The organism is Oryzomicrobium terrae, from assembly GCF_008274805.1.
Lineage (GTDB): Bacteria > Pseudomonadota > Gammaproteobacteria > Burkholderiales > Rhodocyclaceae > Oryzomicrobium > Oryzomicrobium terrae.
On sequence record NZ_CP022579.1, the window covers coordinates 249089 to 271110 of the forward strand.

Annotated in this window: 23 protein-coding genes; 16 read left to right on the forward strand and 7 right to left on the reverse strand. The window is 69.4% G+C overall.

The genetic code is table 11. The features are described from left to right. Positions 1-106: 106 nt before the first annotated feature. The 16 genes from ccmA (at position 107) to OTERR_RS01175 (ending at position 13680) form a co-directional block, all read left to right on the forward strand. Complete coding sequence (gene ccmA / locus OTERR_RS01100) at positions 107-736, forward strand: cytochrome c biogenesis heme-transporting ATPase CcmA (RefSeq protein WP_149424592.1); 630 nt, start codon at positions 107-109, stop codon at positions 734-736. Next, the gene (gene ccmB, locus OTERR_RS01105; protein WP_149424593.1) at positions 729-1397 is read left to right on the forward strand and encodes a heme exporter protein CcmB; all 669 of its coding nucleotides are present in this window, start codon (positions 729-731) and stop codon (positions 1395-1397) included. The genes ccmA and ccmB overlap by 8 nt, the downstream gene beginning before the upstream one ends. A gap of 63 nt (positions 1398-1460) precedes the next feature. Beyond that, the gene (locus OTERR_RS01110) at positions 1461-2201 is read left to right on the forward strand and encodes a heme ABC transporter permease (protein ID WP_054619693.1); all 741 of its coding nucleotides are present in this window, start codon (positions 1461-1463) and stop codon (positions 2199-2201) included. A gap of 26 nt (positions 2202-2227) precedes the next feature. Then, a complete protein-coding gene (gene ccmD, locus OTERR_RS01115; protein ID WP_054619692.1) occupies positions 2228-2428 on the forward strand; it encodes a heme exporter protein CcmD in 201 nt (66 codons plus the stop codon). Beyond that, complete coding sequence (ccmE, locus tag OTERR_RS01120) at positions 2425-2925, forward strand: cytochrome c maturation protein CcmE (RefSeq protein WP_054619691.1); 501 nt, start codon at positions 2425-2427, stop codon at positions 2923-2925. The genes ccmD and ccmE overlap by 4 nt, the downstream gene beginning before the upstream one ends. A gap of 86 nt (positions 2926-3011) precedes the next feature. Beyond that, on the forward strand, positions 3012-5006 hold the full coding sequence (locus OTERR_RS01125; protein ID WP_149424594.1) for a heme lyase CcmF/NrfE family subunit: 1995 nt from the start codon (positions 3012-3014) through the stop codon (positions 5004-5006). Between the two features lie 52 nt (positions 5007-5058). Next, on the forward strand, positions 5059-5628 hold the full coding sequence (locus OTERR_RS01130) for a DsbE family thiol:disulfide interchange protein (RefSeq protein WP_054619689.1): 570 nt from the start codon (positions 5059-5061) through the stop codon (positions 5626-5628). Beyond that, a complete protein-coding gene (locus OTERR_RS01135) occupies positions 5625-6149 on the forward strand; it encodes a cytochrome c-type biogenesis protein (protein WP_246154246.1) in 525 nt (174 codons plus the stop codon). Before OTERR_RS01130 ends, OTERR_RS01135 begins: the two co-directional genes overlap by 4 nt. Beyond that, positions 6146-7000, forward strand: a complete 855-nt coding sequence (gene ccmI, locus OTERR_RS01140; protein ID WP_149424595.1) for a c-type cytochrome biogenesis protein CcmI — start codon at positions 6146-6148, stop codon at positions 6998-7000. The genes OTERR_RS01135 and ccmI overlap by 4 nt, the downstream gene beginning before the upstream one ends. Positions 7001-7218: 218 nt before the next feature. Then, positions 7219-7800 (forward strand): ferredoxin-type protein NapF, encoded by a 582-nt coding sequence (gene napF, locus OTERR_RS01145; protein WP_149424596.1) that lies wholly within the window; start codon positions 7219-7221, stop codon positions 7798-7800. Further along, complete coding sequence (locus OTERR_RS01150) at positions 7797-8117, forward strand: chaperone NapD (protein WP_054619686.1); 321 nt, start codon at positions 7797-7799, stop codon at positions 8115-8117. The genes napF and OTERR_RS01150 overlap by 4 nt, the downstream gene beginning before the upstream one ends. 2 nt (positions 8118-8119) lie before the next feature. After that, the gene (gene napA, locus OTERR_RS01155) at positions 8120-10684 is read left to right on the forward strand and encodes a nitrate reductase catalytic subunit NapA (protein WP_149424598.1); all 2565 of its coding nucleotides are present in this window, start codon (positions 8120-8122) and stop codon (positions 10682-10684) included. 35 nt (positions 10685-10719) lie between these two features. After that, positions 10720-11658 carry a ferredoxin-type protein NapG gene (gene napG / locus OTERR_RS01160; RefSeq protein ID WP_246154248.1) on the forward strand — a complete coding sequence of 313 codons (939 nt, stop codon included), beginning with the start codon at positions 10720-10722 and terminating at the stop codon, positions 11656-11658. Position 11659: 1 nt separating this feature from the next. Continuing rightward, on the forward strand, positions 11660-12535 hold the full coding sequence (gene napH, locus OTERR_RS01165; protein WP_054619684.1) for a quinol dehydrogenase ferredoxin subunit NapH: 876 nt from the start codon (positions 11660-11662) through the stop codon (positions 12533-12535). Continuing rightward, on the forward strand, positions 12532-12993 hold the full coding sequence (locus OTERR_RS01170) for a nitrate reductase cytochrome c-type subunit (RefSeq protein WP_054619683.1): 462 nt from the start codon (positions 12532-12534) through the stop codon (positions 12991-12993). Before napH ends, OTERR_RS01170 begins: the two co-directional genes overlap by 4 nt. Before the next feature lie 12 nt (positions 12994-13005). Beyond that, positions 13006-13680: a NapC/NirT family cytochrome c gene (locus OTERR_RS01175; RefSeq protein ID WP_054619682.1), complete on the forward strand. Its 675-nt coding sequence runs from the start codon at positions 13006-13008 to the stop codon at positions 13678-13680. Positions 13681-14087: 407 nt separating this feature from the next. Here the strand turns inward: OTERR_RS01175 and OTERR_RS01180 are convergent, their stop codons facing one another. The 7 genes from OTERR_RS01180 to OTERR_RS01215 form a co-directional block, all read right to left on the reverse strand. Continuing rightward, positions 14088-15053: a lysylphosphatidylglycerol synthase transmembrane domain-containing protein gene (locus OTERR_RS01180; RefSeq protein WP_187775277.1), complete on the reverse strand. Its 966-nt coding sequence runs from the start codon at positions 15051-15053 to the stop codon at positions 14088-14090. A gap of 43 nt (positions 15054-15096) precedes the next feature. Next, positions 15097-16086, reverse strand: coding sequence for a glycosyltransferase family 2 protein (locus tag OTERR_RS01185; protein ID WP_223115976.1), 990 nt, complete (start codon positions 16084-16086; stop codon positions 15097-15099). A gap of 4 nt (positions 16087-16090) precedes the next feature. Then, positions 16091-16723 (reverse strand): hypothetical protein, encoded by a 633-nt coding sequence (locus tag OTERR_RS01190; RefSeq protein ID WP_149424600.1) that lies wholly within the window; start codon positions 16721-16723, stop codon positions 16091-16093. Beyond that, positions 16720-17901: a sialidase family protein gene (locus tag OTERR_RS01195; RefSeq protein ID WP_149424601.1), complete on the reverse strand. Its 1182-nt coding sequence runs from the start codon at positions 17899-17901 to the stop codon at positions 16720-16722. Before OTERR_RS01195 ends, OTERR_RS01190 begins: the two co-directional genes overlap by 4 nt. Beyond that, positions 17898-19595, reverse strand: coding sequence for a phospholipid carrier-dependent glycosyltransferase (locus OTERR_RS01200; RefSeq protein WP_187775278.1), 1698 nt, complete (start codon positions 19593-19595; stop codon positions 17898-17900). The genes OTERR_RS01195 and OTERR_RS01200 overlap by 4 nt, the downstream gene beginning before the upstream one ends. Positions 19596-19903: 308 nt before the next feature. Then, positions 19904-20917, reverse strand: coding sequence for a TatD family hydrolase (locus tag OTERR_RS01205; RefSeq protein ID WP_246154251.1), 1014 nt, complete (start codon positions 20915-20917; stop codon positions 19904-19906). A 237-nt stretch (positions 20918-21154) separates the two neighbouring features. Continuing rightward, positions 21155-21964 (reverse strand): enoyl-CoA hydratase/isomerase family protein, encoded by an 810-nt coding sequence (locus tag OTERR_RS01215; RefSeq protein ID WP_054619676.1) that lies wholly within the window; start codon positions 21962-21964, stop codon positions 21155-21157. Positions 21965-22022 lie beyond the last annotated feature (58 nt).

The window sequence follows — 22022 nt, forward strand, 5'->3', positions numbered from 1 at the left end:
CAAAATCCGCCTATCACCCCTGCGCCAGTGGGGAAATGCCGCGACAGCGCGCCTGCCCACTCCGCCGACCCCATTCGTCCTGCCTCCGCTTTTGCCTGTTCACTCCATGCTCGAAGCCACCAACCTTGAATGCGTCCGCGGCGACCGCCGCCTGTTCGCCGGGGTCGGCTTTCGGCTCGATGCCGGGGAGTTGCTGCACGTCTCGGGGCACAACGGGGCGGGCAAGACCACCCTGCTGCGCACCCTGGTCGGCCTGACCCATGCCGTGGCGGGCGAAATCCGCTGGCAAGGCCAGCCGGTGGGCAAGCTCGGCGAGGATTACCGGGCCCAGCTGTGCTACCTGGGGCACGGCAACGGCATCAAGGAAGAGCTGACGCCCCTCGAAAACCTGTCCTTGTCCGCCCGGGTGGCCGCACTGGCCCACGACGAGGAGCGGGACTTCCAGGCCCTGGCCGAGGTCGGCCTGGCCAGTCGCGCCGATCTGCCCTGCCGGGTTCTCTCCCAAGGCCAGAAGCGCCGTGTCGCCCTGGCCCGGCTGATCCGCGATCAACGGCCGCTGTGGGTGCTCGACGAACCCTTCGTCGCCCTCGATGTGAAGGCCGTGTCCTGGCTGGCCGGGCGCATCGGCGCCCATGTGGCCGGTGGCGGGCTGGCGGTGATGACCACCCACCAACCGGTCAGCGTGCCCGGCGCCACGGTGCGCGAATTGTGGCTGGGGGAGCGCGGCGATGTTTGAGGTGGTGCTGGCGGTGGTGCGCCGCGACCTCAAGCTGGCCTGGCGTCGCCAGGCCGACATCGGCGCCGCCCTGTTCTTCTTCGTCATCGTCGCCAGCCTCTTCCCCCTGGGGGTCGGGCCGGAACCGGACCTGCTGCGTAAGCTTTCCCCCGGCGTGCTGTGGGTCGGCGCCCTGCTGTCCACCCTGCTCACCCTGCCGCGCCTGTTCGCCGACGACTTCCGCGACGGCAGCCTGGAGCAGCTGATGCTCGCCCCCCAGCCCCTCGGGCTGGTGGTGCTCGGCAAGGTGATCGCCCACTGGCTGGTGGCCGGCCTGCCCCTGGCCCTGGTGGCTCCGGTGCTCGGCTTGCAGTTCGACCTGCCCGGCGACGCCCTGGCGGTGCTCACCCTGTCGATCGCCCTCGGCACCCCAGCCCTGTCCGGCATCGGCGCCATCGGCGCCGCCCTGACCCTGGGGTTGCGCGGTGGTGCCGTGCTGCTGTCGCTTTTAATCCTGCCCCTCTACGTGCCGGTGCTGATCTTCGGCGCCGGGGCGGTGGATGCCACCCTTACCGGCCTGGGTCCCGAGGCCCATCTGTCGCTGCTGGCGGCGCTGACCGTGGCCGGCCTGTGTTTCGCTCCCTTCGCCGCGGCGGCGGGGCTGCGGATCGCGGTAGACTGACGGGCCGCCCCATGTCCGCGCCGCTGGCCAACCTTCTTTTTTGGATTTTGTAACGGGCTGCCCATGAGCAACCTCAACCTCTTTCACTACGCCTCCCCGGCCACCTTCTACCCCCTGGCGGGGCGCCTGCAGCCCGTGTTCATCGCCCTGGCCGTGCTGTTCGCGGCCGCCGGGCTGTGGCTTGGCCTGTTTGTCGCCCCCACCGACTTCCAGCAGGGCGAGGGCTACCGCATCATTTTCGTGCACGTGCCGGCCTCGTGGATGAGTATGTTCATCTACTGTGTGATGGCCTTCTGGGGGGCCATGAACCTGGTCTTCAACACCCGCCTGTCGGGCATGCTGGCCCAGGCCCTGGCGCCCACCGGCGCCCTGTTCGCCTTCCTGTCATTGTGGACCGGCGCCCTGTGGGGCAAGCCGATGTGGGGCACCTGGTGGGTGTGGGATGCCCGCCTCACCTCGGAGCTGATCCTGTTCTTCCTCTACGTCGGCTACATGGCCCTGGTCGCCTCCATCGACGACCCGCGCCGCGCCGACAAGGCCGGTGCGGTGCTGCTGCTGGTGGGCGTGGTGAACATCCCGATCATCTATTTCTCGGTGCAGTGGTGGAACACCCTGCACCAGGGGGCCTCGGTGTCCCTGACCAAGGCGCCGTCGATGGCCCGTACCATGCTCTGGGGCATGCTGATGATGGCCCTGTCGTTCTGGATGTACACCATCGCTGTGGCCTTCGCCCGGGTACGAGCGATCATCCTGGAGCGGGAACGCCATACCGACTGGGTCAAGAGCCTGCTCCGCCAGGCTTGATGGACAAGGATTAAAGGATCTCGCGCATGCACTGGAACAGCGCCAGCGAATTTTTTGCCATGGGCGGTTACGCCTTTTACGTCTGGGGTTCCCTCGGGGTGACCGCCCTGGCCCTGTTGTTGGAACCGATCCTGGTCGCCCGCCGTCGACACAATGTGGTGACCCGTCTGCAGCGCGAGTTGCGCGCCGAAGAATTGGAAGCCACCGCCGCAAGGAAGTCCGCATGAAGTCCCGTCACAAACGTCTCGCCCTGATCGTCGGCGGTCTGGCCGCCCTCGGCGTCGCCGCCACCCTGGTGCTCAACGCCTTCAACAGCAACCTGGTGTTCTTCTTCTCGCCCACCGACGTGGCCGCCGGCAAGGCGCCGGTAGGCAAGACCTTCCGCATTGGTGGCATGGTCGAGCAGGGCTCGGTGCAGCGCGAAGCCGACGGCGTCACCGTGCGCTTTATCGTCACCGATACCGAGAAGACCCTGCCGGTGGCCTACAAGGGCATCCTTCCCGACCTGTTCCAGGAGGGCAAGGGCGTGGTCGCCCAGGGCAAGCTCGAAGGCGACCGCTTCGTCGCCTCCGAAGTGCTGGCCAAGCACGACGAAAACTACATGCCGCCGGAAGCCGCCAAGGCGGTGTCCGACGCCCACGCCCGGGCCGCCGCCAACAAGGGCGCCGACTCCGGCGCGGCGCCGTTACCGACTGGTACGCCGGCGACGGCCGCGGCCAAGTAATCTCCTGCCGTCTTCGCCTTTCGTTCCGCCGCCTTTGCCCTGTTGCTGCCGGTAACGCCGGCAGCGGTTCTTTCGGACTGCGCCCCATGATTCCCGAAATCGGCCACTTCGCCCTCATCCTCGCCGCCCTGGTGGCCTTCATCCAAGGGGTGCTGCCCCTGGTCGGCGCCCAGCGCGGCAATCTGTCGTGGATTGCCCTGGCCCGGCCGGCGGCCCAGACCCAGGCTCTGCTGCTGATCGTCGCCTTCGGCTGCCTGACCGCCGCTTTCCTGCAGAACGATTTCTCGGTGCTCTACGTCGCCCAGCACGGCAACTCCCTGCTGCCGGCCCAGTACAAGGTGGCGGCGGTGTGGGGCGGCCACGAAGGCTCCCTGCTGCTGTGGGTGCTGCTGCTCTCCCTGTGGGCCCTGGCGGTCTCGGTGTTCTCCCGCCAGCTGCCGGACGCCATGGTCGCCCGGGTGCTGGCGGTGCTCGGTCTGGTGGCCCTGGGCCTGTTGCTGTTCATCCTGTTTACCTCCAATCCCTTCGAGCGCCTGCTACCCGGCGCCGAGGAAGGCCGCGACTTGAACCCGCTGCTGCAGGACCCGGGCCTGGTCTTCCACCCGCCCATGTTGTACATGGGCTACGTCGGCTTCTCGGTGGCCTTCGCCTTCGCCATCGCCGCCCTCATCTCCGGCCAACTCGACGCCGCCTGGGCGCGCTGGTCGCGGCCGTGGACCACCGCAGCGTGGATCTTCCTCACCCTGGGCATCGCCCTGGGCTCCTGGTGGGCTTATTACGAGCTGGGCTGGGGCGGCTGGTGGTTCTGGGATCCGGTGGAAAACGCCTCCTTCATGCCCTGGCTGGTCGGCACCGCCCTGATCCACTCCCTGGCGGTGACCGAGAAGCGCGGCAGCTTCAAGAACTGGACGGTGATCCTGGCCATCGCCGCCTTCTCCCTGTCCCTGCTCGGCACTTTCCTGGTCCGCTCCGGGGTGCTGACCTCGGTGCATGCCTTCGCCACCGATCCCAAGCGCGGCATCTTCATCCTCTTCCTGCTCGCGCTGGTGGTGGGCACCTCCCTGGCCCTGTTCGCCTGGCGGGCACCCAAGGTCGGCCTGGGCGGCCGCTTCGCCCTGGTCTCCCGGGAATCCCTGCTGCTCACCAACAACGTGCTGCTGGTGGTGGCCTGCGCCACCGTGCTGCTCGGCACCCTCTACCCCCTGGCCATCGACGCTCTGGGCGCCGGCAAGTTGTCGGTGGGTCCCCCGTACTTCAACGCCGTGTTCGTGCCCCTGATGGTGCCGGTGGTGTTCCTGATGGGAGTCGCGCCCTTCGCCCGCTGGAAGCAGGCCGGCCTCAAGGAACTGGCCCGTCTGCTGCGCTGGGCCTTTGCCGCGGCGGTGGTGGCCGGGGTGGCGCTGCCCTTCCTCTACGGCAAGTTCACTCCCTTGATCGGCCTGGGCCTGCTGCTGGCGGTGTGGGTGGTGATCACCGCACTCATGAACATTGTCGAGCGGGTTCAGGCGACCCGGGCCGGCCAACCCTTCGTTGCGGCCCTGCGTAAGCAGCCCCGCGCGTTCATGGGCATGCATCTGGCCCATATCGGCGTGGCGGCGTTCATCGTCGGCGTGACCATGGTCAAGGGCTTCGAGACCGAGCGCGACGTGAAGATGGAACCGGGCGACACGGTGTCCGTGGGCGGCTATGACTTCCGCTTCATCGGCGTGCGTGAGGAAAAGGGGCCCAACTACGTGGCCCTGGCCGGCGATGTGGAACTGTCCCGGGACGGCAAGGTGCTGCGCCACCTCAACCCGCAGAAGCGTAACTACTTCTCTTCGGCCATGCCCATGACCGAGGCCGCCATCGACACCGGCTTCACCCGGGACGTGTACGTCTCCCTGGGCGAGCCCATCGACAAGAACCAGCCCGAGGGCGCCTGGGCGGTGCGGGTCTATCACAAGCCCTTCGTGGACTGGATCTGGTGGGGCTGCCTGATGATGGCCGCCGGCGGCCTGCTGGCAGCGTCCGACCGCCGCTACCGGGTGCGCGCCAAGCGCGGTGCCGAGCATGCGGACGGCACCGTGGCCCAGCACGCCTGAGCCAGTCGACGGGTTACCGTTTTCCTACGTTGCGACCATCTTTCACGTCACCATGAACAAATTTCTCTGGCCCCTCGTCGGTTTTCTCGTCCTGATCGGCTTCCTCGCCGCCGGGCTGGTGATCAAGGGCAACCGGGGCGAGGGCGGCGGGCAGGAAATCCTGCCCTCCCAGTTCCTCAACAAGCCCGCCCCGGCCTTCGTCCTGCCCCTGCTGCACGAACCGGGCAAGACCTTCACCCCGGCCGACATGAAGGGCAAGGTCTGGCTGGCCAACTTCTGGGGTAGCTGGTGCCCGGCCTGCAAGGACGAGCATCCGGTGCTGGTGGAATTCGCCAAGCAGGGCGTGGTGCCCATCGTCGGCGTCGATTTCACCCTGGAGAAGGGCGCCGAGGAGACCGAACGCGAGCGCGCCAAAATCTGGCTGGAAAAACTCGGCAATCCATACGCGGTGACGGTGTTCGACGGCCGCGGCAAGGTCTCGATCGACTACGGCGTGTATGGCGCACCGGAGACCTTCCTGATCGACAAGGAAGGGGTGATCCGCCTCAAGCACGTCGGCCCGGTGACGCCGGAAGTGATCGCCACCAAGCTGATGCCGGCCATTCGGGAGCTGTCCAAGTGATCCCGCGAAACCTGCGCCTGACCGCCCTGCTGCGCGCCGGCTGCCTGGCTGCCGCCCTGCTTGCTCCTTTGGCCGGTCAGGCCAAGGAGGCCGCCCCCCTGGCCGACGATCCGGTGGTGGAGCAGCGCATGATCGCCATTTCCGAGGATCTGCGCTGCCTGGTCTGCCAGAACGAATCCCTGGCTGGCTCCCACGCCGAACTGGCCGAAGCCCTGCGCGACGAGATCCGCGTGCAGATCCGCGCCGGCAAGTCGGACAAGGAGATTTCCGACTACCTGGTGGAGCGCTACGGCGACTTCGTCCTCTACCGGCCGCCCCTCAAGGCCGCCACCCTGCTGCTCTGGTTCGGTCCGGTGGCCCTCGCCCTGGTGGGCCTGGGCGCCCTGGTGCGCATCCTGCGTCGGCGCAGCCGTGAAGTGCCCGCCGCTACCCTGTCCGCCGCCGAGGCCGACCAGGCCGATGCCCTGCTCGCCAGCCTCGAGCGCCAACCGCAAGATTCTTCCGACAAGCGTTCCTCATGACTGTTTTTGCCATTGTCGTGGCGCTGCTGATCGCCGCCGTCTGCGCCCGCCTTCTGCCCCCTCTGCTCAAGCCCGCCACGGTTTCCGGGGCCGACCGGCAGGCCGCCAACCTGGCGATTTTCCGCGACCAGTTGGCGGAATTGAGCCGCGACCGGGATGCCGGCCTGCTCACCGCCGCCGACTTTGCCAGCGCCGAGGCCGAATTGAAAAAGCGCCTGCTCGATGACGTCGTGGCTGCGGATGGTGCGGCCACCCAGCGCGCCACCCCGGGCGCCCGGCGCACCGCCATCGCCTTGCTGTTGCTGGTACCGCTCCTCGGCGGGCTCGGCTACGCCCTGCTCGGCAATCCCCAGGCCCTCGACCCGGTAGCCCGGGAAGGTCGCCCCCAGGTGACTGCCGAACAGATCGAGGGGATGGTCAAGTCCCTTTCGGAAAAGCTCAAGGCCAACCCCGAGAACGCGGAAGGCTGGGTCATGCTGGCCCGTTCCTACAAGGTGCTGGGCCGTTACGAAGAAGCCGCCGGTGCCTTTGCCGAGGCGGCTAAACGGGTCGGCGACAACCCCGAACTGCTGGCCGACTGGGCCGAGGCCCTGGCGTTTGCCCAGAAGGGTTTCGCCGGCGAGCCGGCGAAGATCCTGGAGCGGGCCCTCAAGGCCGACCCCAAGTCGCCCAAGGTGCTGCTGCTGGCCGGTGCCGCCGCGGCATCCCAGGGGCAATTCGCCCGGGCTGCGGACTTGTGGAGTCAGGCCCTGCCCGCCACCGAACCTGGTTCCGAGGAAGAGGCGACGATCAAGGCGGCCATCGAGAAGGCCCGCGCCCAGGCTGGAGCCAAGGGCGCTGCCAAGCCCTGATCCGACGGCGTTTTCCCGTTTCATCCCAACCGGCGCCAAGGCGCCGGTTTTTTTTGCCCTGGCGTTATTGGCGTAACCCTGTCACGTTGGCGAAAAGCCAGGTAGATTGGCCTCCTTGGCGTTATGGGTATTTTTTGCCTGGAATCAAATTCCACACTGGCAACATTGACTATAGTGGCCTTCATGGATGGATCGCGGTCCGTCCCAGGATATGACTCATGACTCAACTCTCTCGACGCCACCTGTTGTTCGGCCGCTTCCGGCAAGCGGCGCAGGGTGGCGGGCCGTCGCCGTTGCGGCCGCCGTGGAGTCTGGCCTGGTCCGGTGATGACCGCGCCTTTACCCGCGCCTGTTCCCGTTGCGACGAGTGTCTCAAGGTCTGCCCCCCCGCCGTGCTGCGCCGTGGCGACGGCGGTTATCCGGAGATCGATTTTTCCCAGGCCGGCTGCAGCCTCTGCCGCGAATGTGCCAAGGTCTGTCCGTCCGGCGCCTTTGTCGCTGCAGCGGCCACAGGCGGCGATGCCCAGCCCTGGGATCTGCGCGTCGACTTCGGCAGCGCCTGCCTGCCGCGCAGCGGTGTCGAATGCCGCAGTTGCGGCGAGCACTGCGAGGCCGGGGCGATCCGCTTCCGCTTGCGCGCCGGTGGTCCTCCCCTGCCTGAGCTGGATGGGGATGCCTGCACCGGCTGCGGCGAATGCGTGGCGGTCTGCCCCGTGGGTGCGTTGGCGCCCCGGCGGCTTTCCTCTTTTTCAACGGCGGCGCCTGCCGCCGCCGGTTTGTCCCTGACGGAGGCTCCATGAACCTTGCCAGCCTGGTCGTCCGCGCCCAGCCCGCCAAAATGGCGGTGTTGCGCGACGCCCTCCTCGCCATTCCCGGCACCGAGATCCACGCCGAGACCGAGGACGGGCGAATGATCGTCACCCTGGAAGATACGCCGGAGCAGCCCGTTTCCGCGGCCCTGACCCGGGTCCAGCAGCTTGAGCCGGTGATCTGCGTCACCCTAGCCTACGAGCACACCGAAATCGAGGCGGCGTCTGCGGACGCCTCCCCCCTCTCCGCCGCCGCTCCTGCCAGCGGTGCCACCCCCGAATCCGCCCGCAAAATCCAGGAGGCTTGACCATGAGCATCAATCGCCGCGATTTCCTGAAAACCCAGGCAGTAGCCGCCGCTGCCGCCAGCGCCGGCATTGCCATGCCCGCCCTGGCCGCCAAGAAGGCGCCCGCCGACGGCGCTGTCGCCGCCACGTCCACCGATGTGCGCTGGGACAAGGCCGCCTGCCGTTTCTGCGGTACCGGCTGTTCGGTGCTGGTGGGCACCCAGAACGGCCGCGTGGTGGCCACCCAGGGCGACCCGGATGCGCCGGTGAACCGGGGCCTGAACTGCATCAAGGGCTATTTCCTGTCCAAGATCATGTACGGCGAGGATCGCCTGACCAAGCCGCTGCTGCGCAAGAAGAACGGCAAGTACGACAAGAACGGTGAATTCACCCCGGTGTCCTGGGACGAGGCCTTCGACGTGATGGCGGCCAAGTGGAAGGAAGCCCTCAAGACCAAGGGCCCCACCTCCATCGCCATGTTCGGTTCCGGCCAGTGGACCATCTGGGAAGGCTACGCCGCCGCCAAGCTGTACAAGGCCGGCTTCCGCTCCAACAACCTGGACCCCAACGCTCGCCACTGCATGGCCTCGGCCGTCACCGGCTTCATGCGCACCTTCGGCATGGACGAGCCGATGGGCTGCTACGACGATATCGAAGCCACCGACACCTTCGTGCTGTGGGGCTCGAACATGGCCGAGATGCACCCGATCCTGTGGTCGCGCATCACCGACCGGCGTCTGTCCAATCCCAACGTCAAGGTGGCCGTGCTGTCCACCTTCGAGCATCGCTCCTTCGAGCTGGCCGACATCCCCATGGTCTTCAATCCGCAGACCGACCTGGCCATCCTCAACTACATCTGCAACCACATCATCCAGTCGGGCAAGGTGAACCAGGAGTTCATCAAGGCCCACGTCAACTTCAAGAAGGGCGAGACCGACATCGGTTTCGGCCTGCGCCCCAATCACCCGCTCGAAGCCAAGGCCACCAGCAACGGCTACCCCGGCGCCGACGGCAAGCCCAAGGGCGACACCGGCAAGGCCGAGCCGATCAGCTTCGACGAGTTCAAGAAGTTCGTTTCCGAGTACACCCTGGAGAAGACCGCCAAGCTTTCCGGCGTCCCGGCCGAGCGTCTCAAGGCCATGGCCGAGTTGTACGCCGATCCGAAGCGCAAGGTGATCTCGTTCTGGACCATGGGCTTCAACCAGCACACCCGGGGCACCTGGGTGAACAACATGATCTACAACGTGCACCTGCTCACCGGCAAGATCAGCGAGCCGGGCAACAGCCCGTTCTCCCTGACCGGTCAGCCGTCGGCCTGCGGCACCGCTCGGGAAGTGGGCACCTTTGCCCACCGCCTGCCCGCCGACATGGTGGTGACCAACCCGGAACACCGCAAGCACGCCGAGGAGATCTGGCAGCTGCCCGAAGGCACCATCCCCGACAAGATCGGCCTGCACGCCGTGGCCATGGCCCGGGCGCTCAAGGACGGCAAGATCGCCTGCTACTGGCAGCAGTGCAACAACAACATGCAGGCCGGCCCGAACATCAATCAGGAGCTGTACCCGGGCTGGCGCAATCCGGCGGCCTTCATCGTCGTCTCCGACCCGTACCCCACCGTCTCGGCCATGGCCGCCGACCTGATTCTGCCCACCGCCATGTGGGTGGAAAAGGAAGGTGCCTTCGGCAACGCCGAGCGCCGCACCCAGTTCTGGCGCCAGCAGGTCAAGGCACCGGGCGAGGCCCGCTCCGACCTGTGGCAGATGATGGAATTCTCCAAGCGCTTCAAGATGGAAGAGGTGTGGCCTGCCGAGCTGCTGGCCAAGAAGCCCGAGTACAAGGGCAAGACCCTGTTCGACGTGCTGTACAAGAACGGCGTGGTGAACAAATTCCCGACCGCGGACATCATCAAGGTCAACGGCCACGCCATCAAGGACTACACCAGCAACGACGAGTCCCAGGCCTTCGGCTTCTACGTGCAGAAGGGCCTGTTCGAGGAATACGCCAAGTTCGGTCGCGGCCACGGTCACGATCTGGCCGACTTCGACATGTACCACAAGGCCCGCGGCCTGCGCTGGCCGGTGGTGGATGGCCAGGAAACCAAGTGGCGTTACCGGGAAGGCTTCGACCCCTACGTGAAGAAGGGCGAGGGGGTGAAGTTCTACGGCCACAAGGACGGCAAGGCGGTGATCTTCGCCCTGCCGTACCAGGAACCGCCCGAGATGCCGGACAAGGAATTCGACCTGTGGCTGTGCACCGGCCGCGTGCTGGAGCACTGGCACACCGGCACCATGACCCGGCGCGTGCCCGAACTGCACCGTTCGGTGCCCGAGGCGCAGATCTTCATGCACCCGGACGACGCCAAGAAGCGCGGCCTGCAACGCGGCATGGTGGTCAAGATCGCCTCGCGGCGCGGCGAGATCCAGGCGCGCATCGAGACCCGGGGTCGCAACAAGCCGCCGGTGGGCCTGGTGTTCGTGCCGTTCTTCGACGAATCCAAGCTGATCAACAAGCTCACCCTGGACGCCACCTGCCCGATCTCGAAAGAGACCGACTTCAAGAAGTGCGCCGTCAAGGTGACCCGCGCCTAAGCGTTGCCTCACGAGCGCCCTAGCCCCGTACCGTCATGGCCGACCGCCCCGACATGCCCGCCACTCCGGACCTGCCCCGCGCCCCGCGCGGGGGGGCGGCCGGGACTGCCCCTGCGCCGGCGACGCCGGAACAGGGCGGTCCGGCCTCCGGTGCCCGCCGCCGGTTTCTCAACGGCATCGCGGGGGCGGCGGGGAGCGCCTGCCTGATGGGTCTGGGCGTCGGGCTCTATTCACGCCAGGCGCGGGCCTTGCCGGCCCTGGCCCTGCGCCCGCCCGGGGCGCTGGCCGAGGCCGACTTCCTGGCCGCCTGCGTGCGCTGCGGGTTGTGCGTGCGTGACTGCCCCTACGACACCCTCAAGCTCGCCCCCCTGGGCGATGCCGCCGGGGTCGGGGCCGCGGGCACGCCTTACTTCAGCGCCCGCCAGGTGCCCTGCGAGATGTGCGAGGACATCCCCTGCGTCAAAGCCTGCCCCACCGGGGCCCTCGATCACGGGTTGACCGACATCAACCAGGCGCGCATGGGGCTGGCGGCCCTGGTGGACCACGAAAGCTGTCTCAACTTCCTCGGGCTGCGCTGCGACGTCTGCTACCGGGTGTGCCCGGTGATCGACCAGGCCATCACCCTGGAGAAGATGCACAACCCGCGCTCCGACCGCCACGCCATGCTCCTGCCCACGGTGCATTCGGACCACTGCACCGGCTGCGGCAAGTGCGAGAAGTCCTGCGTGCTGCCGGAAGCGGCGATCAAGGTGTTCCCCCTGGCCCTGGCCAAGGGCAAGTTGCCGGAGCACTACCGCAAGGGCTGGGAGGAGAAGGAAAAGGCCGGCGGTTCCCTGATCGGCGACCAGTTGCAGCTGCCCGCCCGGGGCGTCGACACGCCACCCGCCTCGCCGATCGGTGGCGCCGGCCTGCCGTCCGCCCCGTCCCACCCCGTCGTGCCGTCCGCCCCGCCGGGGCTGGGCGGGGAGCGCTGACATGGCCGTCTCGACTTCCGCTGCCAAGCGCCTCAGCCGGCCCGGCCAGGAGGCCGTGCGCACCCGGGGCTGGCTGGCCGCCCACAAGTGGCTGCTGCTGCGTCGGGCTTCGCAACTGACCATCCTCGCCCTGTTCCTGGCCGGGCCCTGGTTCGGCGTCTGGCTGGTCAAGGGCAACCTCACCTCCAGCCTGACCCTGGGGGTGCTGCCCCTGACCGATCCCTACGCCCTGCTGCAATCCCTGGCGGCCGGCCACTGGCCTTACAAGACCGCCCTGATCGGTGCGGCCATCGTGCTCGCCTTCTATCTGCTGCTCGGCGGCCGGGTGTTCTGCAGCTGGGTCTGCCCGGTAAACCTGATTACCGATGCCGCTGCCTGGTCGCGCCGCCGCCTCGGCCTCAAGACCGGCAAGACCCCGGCGGAGGCCACCCGGCGCTGGCTGCTCGGCGCCACCCTGGTGGTGTCGGCGGCCACCGGGAGCATCGCCTGGGAGTGGGTCAATCCGGTCTCCTTCTTCCACCGCAGCCTGTTCTTCGGCTGGGGGCTGGGCTGGCTGGCCCTGGCGGCGGTGTTCGTCTACGACCTGACCGTGGCGCGCGGCTGGTGCGGCCACCTGTGCCCGATGGGCGCCTTCTACTCCCTGCTCGGCAAGACCGCCCTGGCCCGGGTCACCGCGCCGCAGCGGGCCCGCTGCAACGATTGCATGGACTGCTTTGCCGTCTGCCCCGAACCCCAGGTGATCCGCCCCGCCCTCAAGGGCAGCGGCTCGCCGGTGATCCTTTCCTCCGACTGCACCACCTGCGGCCGCTGCGTGGACGTCTGCGGCCAGGATGTCTTCCGTTTTTCACATAGATTCGATCAAAGGAGCGCGTCATGAAACTCTCCCTGCCCGTGCTGACCGCGGCCGTCACCCTCGCCAGCCTGCTCGCGGTTCCCTCCTTCCACGCCGCGGCGGCCGAGCCCAAGCCGGTGGTGGAATCCCTGCGCCACGCCGACATCAAGGCGGACGTGAACGAGGGGGATATCTACAAGTACGAGAAGGACCGGGAGCCGATTCCCCGTGAATACGTGCAGCAGCCGCCCCTGATTCCGCACACCATCGCCAACTACAACATCACCAAAGAATTCAACAAGTGCATGGACTGCCACTCCTGGACGCGTTACAAGGAGACCGGCGCCACCAAGGTGTCCCTGACCCATTTCAAGGACCGGGACGGCAAGGAGCTCTCCAACATCAGCCCGCGCCGCTACTTCTGCACCCAGTGCCACGTGCCCCAGACCAACGCCCGGCCGCTGGTGGGCAACACCTTCAAGCGCGCCCAAGGACTCAACTAAAAGGAGCTGGCCATGACATCGGCTGACAACAAGCAAGAAAAGAAAAGCCTCTACAAGCGCCTGATGGCCATCGGTCCGGTGACCGTGGTCGGCCTGTTCGTTGCGGGCATCCTGTTCTGGGGCGGCTTCAACACCGCCATGGAATGGACCAACCGGGAAGAGTTCTGCATCTCCTGCCACGAGATGAAGGACAACGTGTACCAGGAGTACCGCAACACCATCCACTTCACCAACCGTTCCGGCGTGCGCGCCACCTGCCCGGACTGCCACGTGCCCAAGGAGTGGGTGCCCAAGATCATCCGCAAGATCCAGGCGTCTAACGAGGTGCTGCACAAGATCCTCGGCTCCATCGACACCCCGGAGAAGTTCAACGCCAAGCGCCTCGAACTGGCCGAGCACGAATGGGCGCGGATGAAGCGCACCGATTCTCGCGAGTGCCGCAACTGCCACAACTTCGAGTACTTCGACTACTCGGAGCAGGGCCGCCGCTCGGCGCGCATGCACCAGGAAGGCCTCAACGGCGGCAAGACTTGCATCGACTGCCACAAGGGCATCGCCCACCGCCTGCCCGCCGTCGAGCAGAGCATCGGCGCGGAAAAGAACGGCGCGGCGCCGGAAGTGTTCCACCCGCCGGTGGAAAAGTCCGCCGCCGAACCGGCCAAGGCCGACGAGGCTGCGCAGAAGTAAGACGTCAACACAGGCTCGGCCCGGACGACCGTGGCGGCACTGCCGCCCGGTTGCCCTCCGGCCCTGCGGCTGCCGTAAAAACCGCCCCGGATACTGGATGCCGGGGCGGTTTTTTTATGGGGTGCGGCGGCCGGGGCCCGGGTTGTTGGACGCGTGGTCGGCAGGAGGCGCAGTGTGGCGCGCCAGGGGGCGCTAATGCCGGGTGAGGCCGTGGGGCTCCCGTGACGGGGGACGGCCGGCACGGGGGCAGTCACCGGGGGTGGGGGCAGGTGTGCCGGGATTGGCCGGATCAGCCCGGGGCCTAATTTGGCATCGGGCCGAAACCAAGGCAGGACGCCATTCTCCAGCATGCCTGTCTGGAACGCCGCGTCCTGCCTTGCTTTCCAGTGAGACAGCCTGGAACGCGGCTACTGGCGCGGGGTTTCGCCCTGCCCGCTATTGGGCAGGTAGCTGAGCGCCACGCCCAGGCCGGCTTGCACCGTGGCGTAGATGCCGTAGAGCAGGGAGGCGGTTACCGCCAGCTCGGTGCTGGCGCCGAACAGGCCCAGGCACACCGCGGCGCCGGCTTCCCGGGTGCCCCAGCCGCCGAAGCTGACCGGCAGGGCGGCCATGATGAAGATCGGCGCGGCGGCCACGGCGTAGGTCCACACCGGCAGCTCCAGCCCGGTGGCGCGGCCGGCCAGGGCCAGGGCGCCGATGGAGAGCACCTGCACCAGGGCCGACATGCCCAGTTGCCAGACGAACTGGCGGCCGGCCGCGGGCAGGCCGAGCAGGCGCTCCGCCTGGGTGCGCCAGCGCGCCGGCAGACGCGGCAGCAGGCCGTGGCGGGCACCCCAGAAGAACAGCAGGGGCAGCAGGAACAGGCCCAGGGTGGCGGCCAGGGTCAGGCCGGCGGTGGCCAGCACCGGCAGGGCCGGGCCCTGCCAGAAGGGCGGCAGGCCCAGGGCGAGCAGCACCGCGCCGGCCACCGCGCCGGACATCAGGCACAGCACCCACAGGCCGGAAAAGCGGTCGAGCACCACCGACAGGCCCGACTCCAGTACCGGGTTGCCCCCGCGCACCAGCAGGCCGGCGCGCAGCATGTCGCCGGACAGGGTGGCGCCGGGCAGCAGGGTGTTGGCGGTCATGCCCTGGAAATAGACGCGCACCATGGCCATCAGCGGCGAGCGCAGCCCCAGCCAGCGCGACAGCTCGTGCCAGCGCCAGGCCGATACCACGTTGGAGGCGATCGACACCAGCAGGCCGACGGCGACCCAGGCCAGGTCGAGGCGGCGGAAGGTGGCGGCGACCCGGGCCGGGTCCACCACCCACACCACGGCGGCGAGCAGCAGGGGGGCCGCCGCCAGCTTGACGGCGGTCTTGGCGGAAATCACGGCAGCGGTGCGCTCAGGGCGGCCAGGCGGTTCGGGCTCAAGCTCAGACGTCGCCTTCCGGCGCCTCGCGCAGCCGGTACTGATCCCGGCCTTCCGGCTCGTGATAGACCCGGATCAGCACTTCGCCAAGCACCCCCAGGCCGATCAGGTTGACCCCCATCAGGGACAGCATCACCCCGGCCAGCAGCAGGGGCCGGCCGCCGATGTCGTGGCCGAACAGTTTGACGCCGAGCAGCCAGGCCAGCGCCGCCAGGCCCGGTACCAGCAGCCACAGGCCGACGCCGCCGAAGGCGTGCAGCGGGCGGTGCAGGTAGCGCATCATGAAGCGCATCAGCAAGAGGTCGAGGATCACCCGGAAGGTGCGGTCGATGCCGTACTTGGAGACGCCCCGGGTGCGGGCGTGATGACGCACCGGCACCTCGGTGATGCGGGCGCCGGCCTCGGCGGCCAGGATCGGGATGAAGCGGTGCAGTTCGCCGTAGAGGCGGATGCGGCGGATGATCTCGCCGCGGTACACCTTCAGGGCGCAGCCGTAGTCGTGCAGGGTCACGCCGGTGACCTTGGAGATCAGCCGGTTGGCGATCATCGACGGCAGCTTGCGCGACACCGCCTTGTCCTGCCGGTCCTTGCGCCAGCCCGAGATCATGTCCACCGACGCATCGTTGTCGAGGCGGTCGAGCAGGGCGGGAATGTCCGCCGGGTCGTTCTGCAGGTCGCCGTCCAGGGTCGCCACGTACTTGCCGGTGGCGGCGTCGAAGCCGGCCTGCAGGGCGGCGGTCTGGCCGTAGTTGCGCATCAGGTAGCGCGGCTTGAGCCAGGGCGTCTTGGCCGCCAGGTCGCGCAGCACCCAGGCCGAGCGGTCCCGGGAGCCGTCGTCCACGCAGATCAGCTCGAAGCTGCGCCCGGTGGGCAGCAGGGCCTCGCCGACCTTGGCCACCAGGTCGGGCAGGTTCTCCTGCTCGTTGTAGATGGGGATGACGATGGAGACGTTGGGCGGGGTGGGGCGGGTCGGGGTGTCGGTCATGGTGGTCATCGGGTTACTCGGGTTGTTCCGCATGCGCGGCGGCAGCCGGCGCCAGGGCCGGGGCGCGCTGCCGTTGCGGAACGAGCAGAAGAATCAGGGCGTAGAGGAAAAGCACGGGATCGAGCAGGTAGTCCCACAGGTTGCTGGAATCGGCCAGGCCCAGGGCGTAGGCGCCCAGGTCCACCGCCAGCAGCAGGGTCAGCAGCGGTGCGTGCCAGCACAGGGCCAGCCCGGCCAGGCCGAGCACGCCGAGCAGTGGCAGGGGCTGAAAGCCGCTCCGGTACAGGTCGAAGGGACCGGCGCCCAGGGCGGTGGGAAAGAGCAGCACCCCGGCCGCGACGATGGCCGCGGCCAGGCCACGGCGCTGGCCGGCGGGTAGCCAGTCGCGGCCGGCCAGGGCGAGCAGGGCCAGTTGCAGGGTGGTGAAGGACAGGTCGTTCCACAGCCCGCGCAGCACCATGGCCAGGGAGCAGCCGGCCACAGGTACCAGGGCCAGGGCGGCGATGGCCAGGGGCAGCAGGTGCGGCCAAGCAGGAGGCGTGCCCACGGCCGGGGCGGGGCCCCAGCGCCGCAGCGCGGCTGCCGCGACGGCACCGACGGCGGCGGCCTGGGTGAGCAGGCCCAGGGCGGTGCTCAGGGCGATCATGGCCGGGACTCCTGCAGGGCGTTGGCGGCAAACACGTGATGGCGCAGGGTTTCGCGCTTCCAGGTATAGACCACGTGGATGCGTCCGGCGCTGTCCTGGGCCAGGGCCGGGTAGGAGAACTCGTCGTCGCCGTCGTCGCTGGCATCGAGCACCTGGACCTCGCGCCAGTTGGCGCCCTGGTCCGGCGACAGCCACAGCGACAGGCGGTTGCGGTTGCCGGGCACCGGGTTGCAGGCCAGCAGCAGGCTGCCGTTGGTCAGGCGCAGCAGGGCCACGGCGGCGTTGGGGTTGGCGATCGGCAGCGGGGCGCCGGCCTGCCAGTGGGCGCCGCCGTCCGGGGAGGTGGCGCTCAGCACATGGCCCGGGCCCGGGCCGGCGTCGCGCAGCAGGGCGAGCAGCGCGCCGTTGCCGAGGGGCGCCACCGCCGGTTGCAGGGCGCGGCGCGGTTGAGGCAGGCGGACCTTGTCCACCACCCGGCCCTGGTCGTCCAGGCGCAGCCACTCGCCGTGCTTGGCGATGAACTCGTGATACACCGGCAGGGCCACGCCGCCGCCATGATCCGGCCACAGGGGCGGGTTACGCACCAGGGTACTGATGTTGAGGAAGGGCGAGGTTACCAGCCGCTGGGCACCGCTCCAGGTCAGCCCGCCATCCTCGGACACCTGGTGGTTGAGGGCGGAGCCGGCCCAGCCGCCGAAGGCGACGCTGACAAACCACAGGTGCAGGCGGCCGTCGCTGTCCTGGCCGAGCACCGGGTTGCCGAGCTTGCGTACGTAGCGGCCAGTGGCGGCCTGCACCCCTTCCCGGGTGGCGACGGCCACCGGCGCAGACCACACGCCGCCGCGCCCCACGGCATGCCAGCGGGACAGGTAAATGCTCACGTCCGGCGCTCCTTCCCGGCTGCCGGCGAACCAGGCGGCGGCCACGTCGCCGTCGGCCAGGGCGACCAGGCTGGCGCCGTGGGCGGTGGGGGCGACCCGGGGCAGGAAGTCATCGGCCAGGGGCGCGACCGGCACGTGGTGCAGGGCGGGGGGCTTGGGCGCCAGGGCGGCCACGGCGGTAGAGGTGGTGACGAAATCGCTGACCACAGGGCGGGGCGCGCGCCAGGCCGCGGCACCGACGGCGGCAAGCAGGGCCAGGGCGGCGGCGATGCGGCGGATACGCGGCGCGGCGCTCACGGCCGGCCCTCTCTGCCTGTGGGCGCCTGCACTTCCAAGTAGCGCACGGTGGATTCCAGGGGCGCCAGGGAACGGCTGCGGATCGCGTCCAGCCATTGCGCCTTGCCGGCGCCGTCCCGGGTGAAGCGGATGCCCGACCCCCGGGAGGCGAGCACCGGGTAATCGCCCAGGGTGCGCAGGTCGGCGCCCAGGGCGCGAGCTTGTTCGCGCAGGCGGGCTTCGTCCTCGGCGCGGACGAAGATCAGTAGCCGGGGCGGGGCCAGGTCGCGGGCGTCCAGCGTACTGGTGTGGCGCAACGGGTGGCCGAGCAGGATCGGCAGCATGGCCGGCTGGGGGCCGTCGAACATCAGCACCGGCCGGTCGGCGGCCAGGGCGCGCACTGCGTCGGGCACGGCGTTGATGCCGAGGCGGGGGAAGAGCAGGCCGAAGAAGGCCAGCCACACCAGCGCCATGGCCGCCGCCATGGCGCGGGGATCGGCCCGCCAGGCGGCCCACAGCAGCAGCGCCAGGGGCGGCAGCAGCCAGCCCCAGCCGCCCAGGTGGAACCAGAAGGCGAAAGCGGCGAACACCCCGGCCATCAGCAGCACCAGCCCGGCGCCCAGGCGCAGCGCCCAGGCGGGGAAGCGCTCGCCCCGGGCCAGGGCGAAGCCGAGGATCAGGGCAAAGGGCACCAGGGAACCGACCAGGTAGCGGTCGAAGGTGTGGATGAAGCAGAACGGCAGCACGGTGAAGCCCGCCCACACCAGCAGCATGCGGGCCGGGCCGGGCTCGCGGCGCAGCCGCCAGACCAGGGCCAGCAGCACGAAGCTCCAGGGCAGGACGATCTGCAGGGCGCCGAGCAGGGTTTCCGGCGACGGAGTGAACAGCTGGCGGGCTTCCAGTTCTTCCTGCAGTTCGGCGGCGGCGGCCTCCGGGTAGCGCAGCCGCACGTAGATGAACCAGGGCAGGGCCAGGGCCAGGAACAGGCCCAGGGCGCCGGCGAGGGAGAACTTGCGCCGCCACAGGTCGGCCCAGGCCCACTGGCCCGAGAGCAGCAGGCCGAGCACGCCGGCGCCGCACACCACGGCAACGATCGGCCCCTTGAGCAGGAAGCCGGCGGCGAGCAGCACGGCGGCCAGCACCAGATCGCCGGCACGGCGCTCGTCCTTCCAGCGCACCAGGCCGAGGAAGGCCAGGGTGGACAGGGCGGCGGTGGGCACGTCGAGCATGAAGCGGCGCGACTCGCTGGCCAACCCCATCACCGTGAACAGCAGCACCGCGGCCCACAGGCCGGCCCCGGCGGAGCCGGTGAGGCGGCGCCCCAGGGCGGCGGTGGCGACCACCAGCAGGGCGGCGAACAGCACGGTGATGCCCCGGGCGGCGGGCAGGGAGGGGCCGAACACTTCGAAACTGGCACGGCCCAGCCAGTACAGCATGGGGGGCTTCTTGAGGCGCGGCTGGTCGTTGAGCACCGGCACCACCCAGGCGTCCTTCTCCATCATCTCCATGGGGGTGCGCAGGCCCAGGAAGTATTCGTCCTTGCCGGTCAGGCCGGTGGGCTCCTGGATGCCGATGCCGAACACCACCAGGGCGGCGAGGAACAGGCCGAGCAGGGCCAGGGGCCAGCGCCGGGGAGGGGGGGAGAGGAAGGGCATGGGCGGGAAGAGGTCGGAGGCGGGGCCGGGGAAGCCGTCGCCCCGGGACGGGACGGTCATGGGGGGCGGTGGAGCGCCCGGCCGGCAGTGGCGCGAATTATAGCAAGGGGCGCCGACCTGCCCCGGTTTCCCGGGCGGTTTCGCGGCGATAGTCGATTGGACGGTTGTCGGATGTCTGGCAGGAGGGGCGCCTGGAGACTGTCCCGCCGGTATTTCGGTCCTACGGCCCGACGGCCGCGTGGCTGGGCCTGCGCTCGGGCAACCAAGGCGTTGGGCCGGGGCAAGGCCTCGACCATCACGTTCATCCGGGCCCATACGGCCCCGCTCGCCCCGCGCTGCGCGGGGGCTCCCGCCCTGGCGGCGGGCTGTCAGGGCGTGGCGTAGGCGGCCAGTCCGGGCAGGGCGGCCCGGGCGTTGCCGCTGGTCAGGGCCGCCACCTCGTCCGGGTCGAGGCCGCGCAGCTCGCCGAGTACCGCGGCGATGGCCGCCAGATGGGCCGGTTCGTTGCGCTGGCGGGGGGCGAAGGCGGGGGGGATGTCCGGGGCGTCGGTCTCCAGCACCAAGGCGTCGCCCGGTAGGGTGGCGGCGAGGCGGCGGATGCGCTGGGAGCCGTCGTAGGTCAGGGTGCCGCCAAAGCCCAGGCGCAACCCCAGGTCGAGGAAGGCGTGGGCCTGCTGCTCGCTGCCGTTGAAGGCGTGGGCGATGCCGCCGGGGCTGCCGCCCTTGCCGAACACCTGGCGTAGGTACTTGAGCACCGTGTCCTGGGCGCGGCGGATGTGCAGGATCACCGGCAGGCCGAAATCCCGGGCCAGCTTGAGCTGGGCGAGGAAGAGGGCTTCCTGGCGGGCGCGCAGGTCGGGTGCCTGCAGTGCCGGGACGAAGCCGTCCAAGCCGATCTCGCCCACGGCTACCGGCGGGTAGGGGCCGGCCAGGGCGGCTTCCAGCCGGGTGGCCAGGGTCGCCAGGTCGGCGTCGCTGGCCCCGGGCACGTAGAGGGGATGGATGCCGTAGGCCGGGGCGACGCACAGGCCGCCCAGGGGCGGCGGGGTATCCGGAGGGGGGGCGAATGCAGCAGGGGTGTCAGAGGACGGAGCACGGGGGCCGGCCGGCCCTGCGGGGAGCGGGGGGGAGGGGGGGGCGGTGCTGGGTGCGGCGGCTTCGGGCCGGGCGCCATCCTCCGGGACGGGGTATGGGGTGCTTCGGGTTCCCGGAAGAGGAGGAACTCCACGGGCCGCCAGGGCTTCCACTGCGGCGAAGTTGGCCACTTCCACCGCCGGCACCACCGCCAGGCGCACCCCGGCAGCTACCGCCCGGGCGGCCACGGCGTCCCGGTCCGGGTCGAACTCGGCGGCGTCCAGGTGACAGTGGGTGTCGATGAGCATGGTGAAAGTCCGCGTCCCTATTGGGTTTCCGCGAGGTCGCCTTGGAGATCCGCGTGGTTATTGGCGTTGCTGGCAGGGGGTCTGGAGAGGCGCGCCCAGCCTAGGGTTTGTGGCGATGGTGCGCGGAGGCGGGGCCGGCACAGGGGTGTCGGCCCCGGGGCGTCTGCTGCCGCGCCATGGAGCGGGAAGCGCGGGCAAGGGGGCACGGACCTGGGGCCGCGGGTGCGGCCACCGGCCTCAACCCCTGCCGAAGCGGGCCGGGCGCTTTTCCAGAAAGGCCGCCAGACCCTCGGCGAAATCCGGAGTGGTGGCGCACTGGGCGAAGCTGGCCTGCTCCCGGGCGAGCTGCTCGGGCAGGCCGGTGGTGAGCGAGCGCTGCAGCAGGGCCCGAGTGTTGGCCAAAGCCTGGCGCGGACCGTCGGCGAGGCGCTTGGCCAGGGCCAGGGCTTCGTCGTGCACGGCGTCCTTGGCCACCACCCGGTTCACCAGGCCCCAGTCGAGGGCCTGGGCGGCGCCGAAGCGGTCGCCGAGCAGGGCGATTTCGGCGGCGCGCTTGGCTCCCACGAGGCGTGGCAGGGACCAGGTGGCGCCGCCGTCCGGGGAGATGCCGATGTGCCGGTAGGCCAGGGTGAAATAGGCGTCCTCGGCGGCCACCGCCAGGTCGCAGGCCATCATCAGCGACAGACCGAAGCCGGCGGCGGCGCCGCGCACCGCGGCCACCACGGGCTTGCCGCCTTCCTTGAGCAGCAGGGTGGTGGCGTGCACCTTGGCGATCAGATCCTCGAACAGGATGCGCAGATCGGCCTCGTTCAGGTGCAGCTGCTGGTGGAACCACTTCAGATCGCCGCCGGCCATGAAGTGGTCGCCGGCGCCGGTGATGACGATGGCTCCGACGTCCGGGTCGTCCAGGGCCGCCTGGGCGGCACGGCGCAGGTCGTCGATCATGGCCACGTTGAGGGCGTTCAGTGCTGCCGGACGGTTGAGGGTGAGCACGGCCACGCCGTCGGCGTGGCGGCTCAGTACAGCGGGTTCGCGGGTGTCGCTCATGGGGGTGGTGTCTCCGTTGTTGGAATTATCGGGTGGGGCGCACGTCGGCCCCGGTTCG

Bases quoted from the DNA above. Each gene is read 5' to 3' on its own strand.
- ccmA (WP_149424592.1), top strand. From the start codon at position 107: ATGCTCGAAGCCACCAACCTTGAATGCGTCCGCGGCGACCGCCGCCTG.
- ccmB (WP_149424593.1), top strand. From the start codon at position 729: ATGTTTGAGGTGGTGCTGGCGGTGGTGCGCCGCGACCTCAAGCTGGCC.
- OTERR_RS01110 (WP_054619693.1), top strand. From the start codon at position 1,461: ATGAGCAACCTCAACCTCTTTCACTACGCCTCCCCGGCCACCTTCTAC.
- ccmD (WP_054619692.1), top strand. From the start codon at position 2,228: ATGCACTGGAACAGCGCCAGCGAATTTTTTGCCATGGGCGGTTACGCC.
- ccmE (WP_054619691.1), top strand. From the start codon at position 2,425: ATGAAGTCCCGTCACAAACGTCTCGCCCTGATCGTCGGCGGTCTGGCC.
- OTERR_RS01125 (WP_149424594.1), top strand. From the start codon at position 3,012: ATGATTCCCGAAATCGGCCACTTCGCCCTCATCCTCGCCGCCCTGGTG.
- OTERR_RS01130 (WP_054619689.1), top strand. From the start codon at position 5,059: ATGAACAAATTTCTCTGGCCCCTCGTCGGTTTTCTCGTCCTGATCGGC.
- ccmI (WP_149424595.1), top strand. From the start codon at position 6,146: ATGACTGTTTTTGCCATTGTCGTGGCGCTGCTGATCGCCGCCGTCTGC.
- napF (WP_149424596.1), top strand. From the start codon at position 7,219: ATGACTCAACTCTCTCGACGCCACCTGTTGTTCGGCCGCTTCCGGCAA.
- OTERR_RS01150 (WP_054619686.1), top strand. From the start codon at position 7,797: ATGAACCTTGCCAGCCTGGTCGTCCGCGCCCAGCCCGCCAAAATGGCG.
- napA (WP_149424598.1), top strand. From the start codon at position 8,120: ATGAGCATCAATCGCCGCGATTTCCTGAAAACCCAGGCAGTAGCCGCC.
- napG (WP_246154248.1), top strand. From the start codon at position 10,720: ATGGCCGACCGCCCCGACATGCCCGCCACTCCGGACCTGCCCCGCGCC.
- napH (WP_054619684.1), top strand. From the start codon at position 11,660: ATGGCCGTCTCGACTTCCGCTGCCAAGCGCCTCAGCCGGCCCGGCCAG.
- OTERR_RS01170 (WP_054619683.1), top strand. From the start codon at position 12,532: ATGAAACTCTCCCTGCCCGTGCTGACCGCGGCCGTCACCCTCGCCAGC.
- OTERR_RS01175 (WP_054619682.1), top strand. From the start codon at position 13,006: ATGACATCGGCTGACAACAAGCAAGAAAAGAAAAGCCTCTACAAGCGC.
- OTERR_RS01185 (WP_223115976.1), bottom strand. From the start codon at position 16,086: ATGACCACCATGACCGACACCCCGACCCGCCCCACCCCGCCCAACGTC.
- OTERR_RS01190 (WP_149424600.1), bottom strand. From the start codon at position 16,723: ATGATCGCCCTGAGCACCGCCCTGGGCCTGCTCACCCAGGCCGCCGCC.
- OTERR_RS01200 (WP_187775278.1), bottom strand. From the start codon at position 19,595: ATGACCGTCCCGTCCCGGGGCGACGGCTTCCCCGGCCCCGCCTCCGAC.
- OTERR_RS01205 (WP_246154251.1), bottom strand. From the start codon at position 20,917: ATGCTCATCGACACCCACTGTCACCTGGACGCCGCCGAGTTCGACCCG.
- OTERR_RS01215 (WP_054619676.1), bottom strand. From the start codon at position 21,964: ATGAGCGACACCCGCGAACCCGCTGTACTGAGCCGCCACGCCGACGGC.